Here is a 12,694-nt window from a genome sequence, read left to right as displayed (position 1 = left end):
ATATCTATAATGAGAGGCGACCGCATTTGAGTTTAAATATGCTAACACCGAACCAAGTCCATAGAAATATAGGATATAACTCTCAAAGAAAAAGTCAGATACTTGCAGTATCTGACTTCTCATAAACCCTCAACCTATTCTAGGACGGGACATTATATCAAACCACATCTAGAACACTCGGTTCAGACCGTTCAATGCTGCTACTCGATAGGCTTCTGCCATCGTTGGATAGTTAAACGTGGTATTTACAAAGTACTCTAAAGTAGCGTTACACTTCATCACCGCTTGACCAATATGAATAATCTCTGAGGCATGGTTACCATAACAATGGATACCTAGAATCTCAAGCGTCTCACGGTGGAACAAAATCTTAAGGACGCCTGAACGCTCACCAATGATTTGCGCACGTGCCAAATGTTTAAAGAACGCTTGCCCCACCTCATAAGGAACTTTTTCATCCGTCAGCTCTTGCTCGGTTTTACCAATACAAGAGATTTCAGGAATGGTATAGATACCCGTCGGCACGCTTGATACTGGCTCCGCATCACTATCGCCAACCATAAACGCCGCCGCACAGCGCCCTTGGTCGTAAGCTGCAGATGCCAAAGATGGCCAACCAATCACATCACCAGCCGCGTAGATATTGTCCACTTCCGTACAGTAAGTATCATCCACTTTTAGCTGACCACGGCTATTGGCTTCAAGACCAATGGCTTCGAGATTTAACCCTTCGGTGTTACCTGAGCGACCATTCGACCATAAAATAGCATCAGATTTGATACGCTTACCGCTCTTTAGATGCAGGACGACGTAATCATCATGCGTTTCTAGGTAATCAATCTCTTCATTGCTACGAATCAGTACGCCAAACTGTCTAAAGTCATGGGCGATAGCATCACTAATCTCACTATCGAGATAACTGAGCAATTGGTTTTGGTTATTAATCAAATCAACTTTATAACCAAGACCGGTGAAAATAGAAGCATACTCACAGCCAATCACCCCTGCACCATAAATGATGATTTTTTTGACCACATAATCCATTTGCAGAATCTTATCGGAGTCAAATACGCGCGGGTGATTAAAGTCTAAGATTTCAGGACGATAAGGACGGCTACCAACCGTAATAATGGCTTTATTAAAAGTCACGGTCTCAAAGGCACCATCGTCTTTTTCGACATTCAAAGTATGTGCATCAATAAAGCTGGCCCAACCGTGAATCACTTCAATACGGTTGCGCTCGTAAAAACGAGTATGGGTACTTACCTGATTGCGGATGACTTTACGGGCATTGGTCAGCACTTTATTTAGCGGTACTTGCTTATACTCCATCGCCTTAGTAAACATAGGATCACGGCGGAAGTTAATCAAGTTGAAAACTGACTGACGCAGCGCTTTACTCGGTATCGTCCCTACGTGGGTCGAATTCCCACCGACTTGCTCACGTGGATCAATAACAGCGACCTTTTTACCAGATTTTGTCAGCTTCATCGCCGCGGCTTCACCAGCAGGTCCAGCCCCTAATACGACAATATCGTACTCGTACTGATGCTTGTCCGCCTTTACAGGACGAGAGTCTTTGGTAAAACCTGTTTTGATATCAATGCGGGTATCATCTAGCGGATTGACCAAGTCAGGGTGATGCATGATGTCATCAGTGACTTGCTCATGAGTTTGCTCTATTTTTTCTTTCTTGTCTTTGCCTACAGTGTGTTCAGGGTTGGGCACACGACCGCTTTCTTTATTTGATACTTCAGTGTGAACATCTTCACCGATATCATTAGTAGCATCGCTTGGTTTTTTACTTCCCATTGTGTCCTCTTTATATTTATTAAGGTATTTATTATTTGGGGCGTATCCTCACTCTGAGCATTAAATGTAAAATAGGCTAACAATGAGTACACGCCCTAGGCGGTGAATCAATAAAACACTATTAAAGTGCTACTTATCACGGCGCTAAAGCGTGCCTACCATACGTTGAGATAGGATATTTTGCAATGTCCAATGCCCAGTAAGACTCTGCTTCCCCTCATCAATCTGTGGACGCACGCTAATCACATACTCCGTACCCAAGCTTGGCTTAAAGTCATCAATCCAGTCATAAGGAATCTGAAACACGCTACCGTCTTTACTCGATTTTGCCAACAAGCACTGCATCGGTAGGGCAGAAGCACAGGCCACGCGATTTGGCATGATGGTTAGAGTTTGTGCTTCACCCAATACGATGGTCGGAACATAGCGCGGCTCAGGTACTGGCTCACGCGCAAAAGGTGATGTCTGACAGGCACTAAGCAAAGTCGCCATGCTTAATAAACTGGCCAATAATAAGGGCTTCTTGCTAAACTGAAAGGATAAGCTCATAAGGTTCTCTATCTGAAAGTGGTCTTGTAATAAATGAGAGTGTATTAATTATTATTTGCTAAAAAGATGAATAAAGGATTAACCGATGCGGCGTTTTAGACCCGTCATCTGCAGAATACGAGTGGCAATTTCCTCAACAGACATCTCAGAGACATCAAGGCTTGGAATACCATGCGTGATATAAATTCCTTGTATCGCACGCTGTTCTTGTTGAACCTGCTGATAGCTTGAGTAACGGCTGCCTGCACGACGCTCCTGTCGTATCTTTACCAAACGATCTGTATCAATGGACAACCCAAATAATTTGTCTTTGTGATCACGCAGGGCTTTTGGCAACTGATTGTCATATAAGTCATCTTCGGTTAGCGGGTAATTGGCCGCACGGATACCGAATTGTAACGCAAGATATAGTGACGTCGGTGTTTTACCTGAACGTGATACCCCAACCAAAATAATATCTGCGGCATTGTAGTGACGCGTACGCGCACCATCATCATTGTCTAATGCAAAATGAACGGCATCGATACGTTCTTTATAGGTCTCAGAATCGACGTCGTCATGAGCATGGCCAGAATGACCATCAGGCTCTACCCCTGTTTCTTCGGCGACGCGTCCAATTAAGCCTTCATACATGTCCAGGTTACAGCTTTGCGCTGAGTTAATCGTCTCACGAATCTCAGGGCTGACAATGGTATCAAACACCAACGGCAGCATCCCATCTCTTTGATAGGCCATGTTGATTTGTTCAACAGCATCTTCAGCACGTTCGATACTATCTACATAAGGCAAGACTCTGGTCTCAAATGGTACCGAAGCAAATTGACTCAAAATAGCGCGACCCAATGTCTCAGCGGTAATCGCTGTACCATCTGAGATAAAAAATGCCGTTCTAATGGCTTGTGAGCTGTCTAAGTTTAGCGCATGGCGGTTTTGGATAGTCGGATTCACCTGTTCAGCTGGATTGCTTGAGTACATAACTTTGACACCTCGGTTGAAAACTCAATAGTAATCTTCATGTAGCGTTAATCTAATATTAGTCGGGCTTAACTGTTAATCGTCACGGCTTATCATTGGTCACTTATAAAGTAGCAACTCATAAACGAGTCGTTTATAAGTGATTCATAAATAATCATCAAATATTAATGCTGATAATGCACCATGATATAGCAGTAAAAACCCTGCCTTTATGGTCTACATTATACGCACAATAGCGTCTTAATAGAAATCAATGTTACAGGCGTACACTTAGAAACTGATACATATATAGCAGACGAAAACATCGTTAATATGCACTAATATCTAACAATATTTAGTAGCATCATACTATGTTTTGAAAATGACATTAGATGGTTATAGTTAGTCATAAATAAGTGCTTATAGTTTCATAACTTTTTAAATTTTGTCAAATGATTACAGTAGCCTGGTTTCGGTCTCACATGATCTACTTATCTAACTTCACCTTATCATGTCATTTATAGGTCATATTGGTGGTTATCACTCTTACTTAAAAATCATAAAGTATCAATATAGCGTTGTTTATCCACATTTTTGACGTGATACAAAAGTGAGCTTTTTAGAATACTGCCCTAAATTATGTAGCAAACCCCACAATTTGTATCTTTTTCACAAGTTTTTTGGTTCAACCCCTCGAAATTCTCTAAATATAGCGGTATAATTGACCGTTATAATCTTTACTAAATAACCTTATTTTCTGGAGTTATCATGGCAGCGCAATCTACAGCACTTGTAATCAATCTGGATCAGCTAGGAAAAAACGACATTGATATGGTCGGTGGTAAGAATGCCTCGCTTGGCGAGATGATCAGCCATCTTTCTGATTTGGGTGTCAGTGTTCCAGGCGGTTTTGCCACCACTTCAAATGCGTTCAACCGTTTTTTGACAGAGACGGGCTTACTAGACAAAATTAATAGTGAGTTAAAAACGCTTGACGTTAATGACGTTAACAAGCTTGCTGCTACTGGTAAAAAAATCCGTACTTGGATTATTGAGCAAGAGCTACCAAGCGACCTTGAAGCAGAAGTACGCAAGTCTTTTGAAACGATGAGTGGCGGCGAAGATATTGCAGTTGCTGTACGTTCTTCTGCGACTGCCGAAGATTTGCCAGATGCCTCATTTGCCGGTCAACAAGAGACCTTCTTGAATATCCGTGGTATTGATAACGTCCTGTTAGCGATTAAAGAAGTATTTGCGTCTCTTTATAATGACCGTGCTATCTCTTATCGTGTACACAAAGGTTTTGAGCATGAAGGTGTTGCTCTATCTGCCGCCGTACAGCGTATGGTACGCTCAGAAACTGGCGCTGCTGGTGTCATGTTCACGCTAGATACCGAAAGTGGTTTTGATCAAGTGGTATTTATCACCTCAAGCTACGGCCTGGGTGAAATGGTTGTACAGGGTGCGGTTAACCCAGACGAATTCTATATCTCTAAGCAATTGCTAGCCAATGGCAAGCCTTCGGTTATTCGCCGTAACCTAGGTAGCAAGCATAAGAAAATGATTTATGGTGATGAAGGTAGCACCACCAAATCTGTGAAAACAGTCGATGTTGAAAAACAAGAGCGTATGCAGTTCTCACTAACGACTGAAGAACTGACCTCTTTAGCCAAGCAGGCCGTTACCATTGAAAAGCATTATGGCCAAGCAATGGATATCGAGTGGGCAAAAGATGGCGATAGCGGTGAAATCTTTATCGTTCAAGCCCGTCCAGAAACCGTCAAGAGCCGTCAAGACAGCAATGTCATGGAACGCTATATCATCGATACTACTGATGCCAAAGTACTGTGTGAAGGTCGTTCAATCGGTCAGCGTATCGGTTCAGGTAAAGTGCGTATCGTTAGCAACCTAAACGAGATGGACAAGGTAGAAGAAGGCGACGTATTGGTATCAGACATGACGGATCCGGATTGGGAACCAGTCATGAAACGCGCCTCTGCTATTATTACCAACCGTGGTGGTCGTACCTGTCACGCTGCTATCATCGCTCGTGAGCTAGGTGTACCAGCTATCGTAGGTTGTGGTAACGCCACTGAGCTATTGGTTGATGGTCAAGACGTCACTGCTTCTTGTGCCGAAGGTGATACTGGTTTCATCTACGAAGGTCAGATTGACTTTGAAGTACAGACCAACTCTGTTGAGTCTATGCCAGAGCTTGCCTTTAAAGTGATGATGAACGTTGGTAACCCAGATCGAGCCTTCTCATTCACGCAAATGCCAAACGAAGGTATTGGTCTTGCGCGTCTTGAATTTATCATCAACCGTATGATTGGTGTGCATCCAAAAGCACTATTGAACATGAACAGCTTGCCACGTGAAATCTCACAAGCAATCCAAGAGCGTATCGCAGGTTATGCCTCACCTGTTGACTTTTATGTTGATAAATTGGTTGAAGGCATCTCAACACTAGCCGTTGCCTTTATGGATCAGCCAGTGATCGTTCGTATGTCAGATTTCAAATCAAACGAATATGCTAACTTGCTAGGTGGTAAGTTATACGAGCCATCAGAAGAAAACCCAATGCTTGGTTTCCGTGGTGCTAGCCGCTATGTGTCTGACAACTTCCGTGACTGCTTTGAGCTTGAGTGTAAAGCGCTGAAACGTGTACGTGATGAGATGGGCTTGACCAACGTCGAGATTATGATTCCATTCGTTCGTACTGTTGGCGAAGCCAAAGAAGTCATCGAGTTACTGGAGAAAAATGGTCTAAAACGTGGCGAGAATGGTCTACGCGTCATCATGATGTGTGAGCTACCAACCAACGCCCTATTGGCAGAAGAGTTCCTAGAACACTTCGATGGTTTCTCAATCGGCTCTAACGACTTGACTCAGTTAACGCTAGGCTTAGACCGCGATTCAGGTATCGTCTCACATTTATTTGATGAGCGTGATCCTGCTGTTAAGAAGCTATTGTCTATGGCTATCAACGCTTGCCGTAAAGCTGACAAATACATCGGTATCTGTGGTCAAGGCCCATCTGACCATCCAGATCTTGCTTTCTGGCTCATGGAACAAGGTATCAGCTCAGTGTCATTAAACCCTGACTCAGTACTAGATACTTGGTTCTTCTTAGCTGGTGAAGAAGCAAAATAACCCGTAACGTTAAGTCAAAGCGGTAACTCACAGTCGTTAACAATATAACCATTAGGGTCTATTTAAAAATGTGGTGGTGTATCAAAAAGTATGCTGGAGTAATAAAGGGAGGGTGACAGTCAAAGCAAGATGATATATTTGAGGTTATGAAGACACAAATACAGATCAATTGCCCCGACTGTCACAGTCCCAGTTTTTCGATACATGGCATAAAAAGCTATGGCAAGCAGAACTACCAATGCAAGGACTGCAAACGCCAATTTATTGGCGATCATGCGGTAACCTATAACGGCTGTCACTCTAGAATAGAAGATCTCATACGACTGATGACTGTCCGAGGTTGTGGTGTTAGAGACATAGCCGTTATAGCCAAGGTTAGCATTGGTAAAGTACTTGGCACCATAGGCTCATCTGTTTATAAGATCGCGCCTAAGAAGCGATATTATGAACGCTTAGAGGTTGATGAGTTCTGGACTTACGTGTATCGCAAGAAGCGTAAAGTCTGGCTCATCTACGCTTATGACCGTGCTACTAATGAGATTGTCGCTTATGTCTGGGGCAAACGTGACCTAAAAACGGCTAAGAAGTTAAGAGCACGTTTAAAGCAGCTTACAGTCAGCTATGGCTCGATTAGCATGGACAACTGGGACAGTTTTATAACCGCCTTTAAAAGTGATAACAAACGAATTGGCAAACAGCATACGGTAGGCATTGAAGGCAATAACTGCCGTCTTAGACACCGATTGCGTCGGGCGGTTAGAAAGACTTGTTGCTTCTCAAAAAAGCTTGATAATCACTTTAAAGTATTCGATCTGGTGTTCTTTTATGTCAATTATGGCTACGTCTGATGCCAGCATACTTTTTAGAACACCACCAAATATTTTATTTACTAATATAGCCAGTGATATAATCGCCCACACATGGTATTAGGTATTGATAGTAACGAAGATATATTTTTAACAATAAAAATGAATGCGGTGGTGTTATCATATGATGTTGATAATTACTGTTAAACAAAAACTACTTAAAAAGTTAGACGTCAGCGCTAGCATAAGGACTATAAAATGAATATGGCAACACAAGAAGGCAAGCTTTGGATGAATGGCACGATGATCGAACAGCCAGATGCCAAAATCCATGTACTGACGCATAGCCTACATTATGGCATGGCGGTATTTGAAGGTGTGCGTGCTTACCAAACTGCTGACAACCGCACGGCGATTTTTCGCCTAAAAGAACACACTGAGCGTTTGCTAGGGTCTGCAAAGATTTTTCAAATGAGTGTGCCTTTTGATGCAGCGGCACTTGAACAAGCACAAAAAGATGTGGTCAAACAAAATAACTTAGCAGAAGCTTATATCCGTCCGCTGATTTGGTTTGGTGCTGAAAAACTGGGTCTGTCATCGCGTGATAATAGTGTTAATGCGATGGTCGCAGCATGGCATTGGGGTGCATACCTAGGTGAAGACGGTATCAAAAATGGTATTCGTGTAAAAACCTCATCATTTACGCATCACATGACCAATGTGACCATGTGCAAAGCCAAAGCATCTAGTAACTATCCTGTGTCTATTATGGCCAATCAAGAAGTCACGCGTAACGGCTATGACGAAGCCATCTTGATGGATCCGCAAGGTTATGTTTGCCAAGGTGCTGGCGAGAACTTATTCTTAGTCAAAGACGGTGTGCTGCATACGCCGGACTTAGGTGGCGGCGCGCTGGATGGTATCACCCGTCGTACTATTATTCAGTTTGCTGAAGACTTAGGTATCAAAGTCGTTGAACGCCGTATCACTCGTGATGAGTTCTACTTAGCAGATGAAATCTTTATGACTGGTACGGCAGCTGAGGTCACACCAATTCGTGAATACGATGATCGTACTATCGGCAATGGTGGCCGTGGTCCGTTGACTGAGAAATTGCAAACCTTGTACTTTGACGTAGTACATGGCCGTAATGAGCAGTATATGGATTGGTTAAGTTTTATTGACTGATTTTAAAACTGCATTTTATTTTTAAAACTATATTGTATGAACAAAAAAGCTAAGGCTGTTTTTAAGTCTTAGCTTTTTTGTTGAGTGATATTAATCGGTATTCTAAAGTGAAGTTCATACACTATAACTACTAATGATAAGCTCGCACATAATTTATGGATGCGGTATCATAACGTCGCTTAGTTTTAAGCTATATCTTGCTATGGTGTCCATTTATAAACACGGATGCTTAGCATGTCGATTCTTAAAGCAGGTGCGTTCAAATTGCGAGCGTCATAGGATCTTGTTTTTTAGCTAAGTCTGGTTTTACTTTGAATAGATTAATGGAGAAGCCATTGAGAGTCTTACATTTTGTCACTGGTGGCTTTTCAGGAGCCACAAAAGTTGCTATTGATTTGGTCGAGGCTCACAATCAAATCGAATCAACGGACAACCTATTAGTACTGCGTCGTAAAAAAACGACCGTACCAGAAAAGCTAGCTGAACTTGAAGATAAAGGTATCGATTACAAGGTTGTCACAGGTACTACCCATCTTGCGACTGTCCATGAATTAAAAAAACTATGTGAGCAATGGCGACCTGATATATTAGTTGCGCATGGATTTCCTGAGCATTTATTGGGAAGACGAGCAGGGCTATTGGCACAAGTACCTTACCTAGTACAAGTGGAACACAATTCTAAAGAGCGCTATACACCATGGAAGCTATACCAAACGCGTAAACTAAGCAAATCTACAGCCAGTATTGTGGCAGTCTCTGAAGGTGTGGCTCAGGTATTGTCTGAGCAAGATCTTCACGCACCCATTCAAGCCATTCCAAATGGTATCGACACCACTCGATTTGGTGGTGCTAATCTCTTACCTGTTGAGGAGAGATCACAAGATCTTATTATGGTGGGAAGGTATGCTAAAAGTAAGGATCACGTAACTCTAATTGAAGCACTGAAGCATTTAAAGAAAAAAGGAGTCAGTCCTACCCTTACTTTGGTTGGTAGTGGGCGCAAGCATTACCAAAAAGAAGTACATGATTTGGTTGATCGCTATGAGCTGCACAATCAAGTGACCTTTATAGAGTACAGTAGTGAAGTTGAAAAACTATTGCTGCAACATAAGGTGTTTGTCATGTCGAGCCGTTTTGAGGGGCTGAACCTAGCGGTGCTAGAAGCGATGGCAAGTGGCTGTATCGTAGTGGGAAGTACTGCAATGGGCGTGAAAGAATTAATTGATGACAAAAAGGATGGTTTTTTGTTTCCTATCGGAGCAGTAACAGAGCTGGCAGATATCATCGAGACTGTTCTATCTAATCCATCAAACTACCAAGCACTAGCAACGGCAGCTAGAGAGAAAGTTTTAGTTCATTATGATAAAAAACAGGTCACTCAAGCGTATTATCAATTATTTCAGAATTTATTAACGAGCTGTTAATTATTATAAAGTTTTTAATGTGAGTGCTGTATGAATAAAGAAGATCTAACAATTGGTATTTTAATACCTGTTTATAATGTAGCGGATTATGTAGAAGAGTGTATAGAATCCATACTCACTCAAATCGATACTAGAGCATCTATTTTAATAATGAACGATGCTTCGACAGATAATAGTGCAGCTATTATCAAGCGTTTTGAAAACCATCCTCAAGTGCAAATCTTCGATGCGCCTCATAATAGAGGTTTGTCAGCCACACGTAATGCGCTTTTTGATATGACCCAAACAGAGTATATCTGGTTTATTGACTCTGATGATGTTATGTACGAAGGTGCTTATAAATCTGTCATGTCTCAAATAGAAAAATTGAACTCGGATGTGCTATGTGCTGATTATGTATCATTACGAGGGAAAAAAGAGGTAAAGAAAAAAGCTTTTATAGGCAAGGCTAATAAAAATTATATCAATAAGAGAAATAGCTTCTTAGATAATATTATTGAAAATAATAGTAATCATGTTTGGAATAAGGTTTTTAGAAGACAGATAATACAAGACATAAGGTTTAAAGAAGGATTGAATTTTGAAGATATTTTGTATATGACTGATATCTCATTAAAGAGTTTTAAATATAGCTATTTGAAGTATCCAGTCATAAAGTATCGTGAGCGTGAAGGGTCTATTTTAAAAAATCTCGACAAAAAATACGTAGATGATTATTTATATGCTTTCACTTATCGCGTTGAAAACTATCAGAGAGACGAGGAAAAAGACGGCTATCATTATTTACTGTATAAAGTATATAAGCGTTATATAGGGCTGTTAAATAAAATAGCTAAAAACAATCAGGAAGATTTGTTAAAAGATACTTATGATCAATATAATAAGTACTTCTCAGAGCTCTATCTGGTTGCTAATAAAGAGCTGCCAATACATCAAAGAATAATCCTGAATATTAAACGTTCTAAATTAGATAGAATTCTGAAAGGTATATAGACCATGGAAAAGATCTTTAACGTTATCAGTAATAAGCCCTTTAAAATATTCTATAACGGTCTTGTACCTCGCAGTAAAAGAAAGGAGTGGGGTTTTAGATACTCAGAACTTCCTGTGCAAGCTCAAGTAGCCACATACTGGCATCATATTATAGAAGCGTATTTTAATGGTGAGATCGAAAAATATAATATCCAGCCCAAAAAAGACATAAAAAATAAAAAAATTATTTGGCAGTACTGGGCACAAGGAGTAGAGAATGCAAAAGACACTGCCAAGCTTTGTTTCGCATCTGTAGATAAATACAAAGGTGATTACGAGGTTATACGTATTACAGACGATAACATAGATGAATATCTGGAATTGCCAGCATTTATTAAAGAGAAAAGAAGAAATCCTGAATTTCGTCCAGTATTCTTTTCTGACTTATTAAGGGTTGCGTTAATAAACGTGTATGGAGGTATATGGTTAGATGCATCAATACTAATGACCGATGATATTCCTACTAAGTACGAAGAGTATGATTTTTTTATGTTTTCAAGAGATGCTGATTCTGCTAATAAGGATTGGGGTAAAGGCGACCAGCATTTTTATTTCAGCTGGCGTGAAGAGTTTAAAGTTAAACATTTAAGTAGTATCATCTATGGACATAAAAAAAGTGAGTTATCCTCAGTGATATTAGATTTATTATTATTTTTCTGGAAAAATGAAGAGAAAATCCCTCACTATTTTTTCTTCCAAATAATGATTAATGAATTGAAAGATATGAATGTTGTCAATTTTAATTTTCCAGCAGAGGATGATACGCTACCGCATTTACTGCAGACTAAAATGAATAAGAAATTTAAACAAGAGGAATATGAATCTATTGTAGGCCAAGCTTCCTTACATAAACTAAGCCTACACGAAGAACTTAAAGAAAATGATATATTTGGCAATTTAACCTATTATGGCTTCTTTAAGAAAGAAATTTTTAGTAAATAAGGCTTTTAAAAGCTTACTGCCAATGCTCCTTCAACCAAGGGCTTGGTTTTACATGACGATACCACTTACCACCGCCGCCTTTAATGGCATCAGGTGGATTAATTTCACCATGAAAGATAACAATTTTGGCACCCTCAGGCAGCGTTGGGGCACGTAACAAGTTGAATGGGATAGGGGCAATACACTGATATTTAAAACTGACACACCAGTCTTTATTCCAGTACTCTAGGTGATGATGCTCACGCAGATAGTTAGATAAGTAAGCCTGCTCATGGCGAACTTGCTGACGAATGCTGTCGAAGTTGCGCTCAAAGTTTGCCAGTAAATCAGGATAAGTGCCCATACCAATATTAAAGCGATAAACTGAGCTATTTCCAATCATGCGCCATGGCTTTTTCCAGTCACGAATGATGACGACACTGTCTTCGTACTCAGCTTTATACGTGAAAAAAACATCGATATTATCCACTATGACGATATCAATGTCTAAGAATAATGCCACACCTTTTAAATCGTATAATTCTGGCTTAAAAGTTGTGAGTTTTTTCCAACCACGCTCAGGACCAGCTGGCAGATCCATCTCAGGAATTGGGTAACATTGAACGGCAGGGTCAATACCAGTGCTGTCATCAGTGAGACAGACCATTTGGAAATCTAAAGTCAAGTGCCGACTGACCATGTTGTAAAGACGGTTGACATATTCTGCACCGTATTTATTGCCCCATTTCATACAGATGACATAGCGCTGCTCATCAGATGGGCTCGAGTCTTGTCCTTGGGGTGTTGATGAGGTATCGATTGCGTCTATTACCATGGGGCACTCGTATTAAAGTC

General features: G+C 40.8%; 10 protein-coding genes. 6 read left to right on the top strand and 4 right to left on the bottom strand.

Features of this window, described 5'->3' with window-relative positions; translation table 11 throughout:
• Positions 1–168: 168 nt before the first annotated feature.
• The 3 genes from sthA to QL919_RS11060 all read right to left on the bottom strand — a co-directional run bounded on the left by sthA (position 169) and on the right by QL919_RS11060 (position 3,336).
• On the bottom strand, positions 169–1,812 hold the full coding sequence (gene sthA / locus QL919_RS11070) for a Si-specific NAD(P)(+) transhydrogenase (protein WP_290189576.1): 1,644 nt from the start codon (positions 1,810–1,812) through the stop codon (positions 169–171).
• Positions 1,813–1,956: 144 nt separating this feature from the next.
• Entirely contained in the window at positions 1,957–2,361 is a 405-nt protein-coding gene (locus tag QL919_RS11065) for a DUF4377 domain-containing protein (protein WP_290189575.1), read from the bottom strand.
• A 78-nt stretch (positions 2,362–2,439) separates the two neighbouring features.
• Positions 2,440–3,336, bottom strand: coding sequence for a pyruvate, water dikinase regulatory protein (locus QL919_RS11060; protein ID WP_290189574.1), 897 nt, complete (start codon positions 3,334–3,336; stop codon positions 2,440–2,442).
• A 747-nt stretch (positions 3,337–4,083) separates the two neighbouring features.
• Here QL919_RS11060 and ppsA point away from each other — a divergent pair.
• The 6 genes from ppsA to QL919_RS11030 all read left to right on the top strand — a co-directional run bounded on the left by ppsA (position 4,084) and on the right by QL919_RS11030 (position 11,860).
• Positions 4,084–6,468, top strand: coding sequence for a phosphoenolpyruvate synthase (gene ppsA / locus QL919_RS11055; RefSeq protein ID WP_290189573.1), 2,385 nt, complete (start codon positions 4,084–4,086; stop codon positions 6,466–6,468).
• A 146-nt stretch (positions 6,469–6,614) separates the two neighbouring features.
• Positions 6,615–7,316, top strand: coding sequence for an IS1 family transposase (locus QL919_RS11050; protein WP_290189572.1), 702 nt, complete (start codon positions 6,615–6,617; stop codon positions 7,314–7,316).
• Positions 7,317–7,532: 216 nt separating this feature from the next.
• Positions 7,533–8,462 (top strand): branched-chain amino acid transaminase, encoded by a 930-nt coding sequence (locus tag QL919_RS11045; protein ID WP_290189571.1) that lies wholly within the window; start codon positions 7,533–7,535, stop codon positions 8,460–8,462.
• Between the two features lie 335 nt (positions 8,463–8,797).
• Positions 8,798–9,886 (top strand): glycosyltransferase family 4 protein, encoded by a 1,089-nt coding sequence (locus QL919_RS11040; protein WP_290189570.1) that lies wholly within the window; start codon positions 8,798–8,800, stop codon positions 9,884–9,886.
• A 30-nt stretch (positions 9,887–9,916) separates the two neighbouring features.
• On the top strand, positions 9,917–10,879 hold the full coding sequence (locus tag QL919_RS11035; protein WP_290189569.1) for a glycosyltransferase: 963 nt from the start codon (positions 9,917–9,919) through the stop codon (positions 10,877–10,879).
• 3 nt (positions 10,880–10,882) lie between these two features.
• Positions 10,883–11,860 (top strand): capsular polysaccharide synthesis protein, encoded by a 978-nt coding sequence (locus QL919_RS11030; RefSeq protein WP_290189568.1) that lies wholly within the window; start codon positions 10,883–10,885, stop codon positions 11,858–11,860.
• Between the two features lie 13 nt (positions 11,861–11,873).
• On the opposite strand, the gene QL919_RS11025 is transcribed toward QL919_RS11030, so the two are convergent.
• Positions 11,874–12,590, bottom strand: coding sequence for a glycosyltransferase (locus tag QL919_RS11025; RefSeq protein WP_290189579.1), 717 nt, complete (start codon positions 12,588–12,590; stop codon positions 11,874–11,876).
• Positions 12,591–12,694: the final 104 nt, after the last annotated feature.

The sequence above is a fragment of the Psychrobacter sp. APC 3426 genome (assembly GCF_030408035.1).
Classification (GTDB): Bacteria; Pseudomonadota; Gammaproteobacteria; order Pseudomonadales; family Moraxellaceae; genus Psychrobacter.
This window is presented reverse-complemented; position numbering and strand designations above follow the sequence as displayed.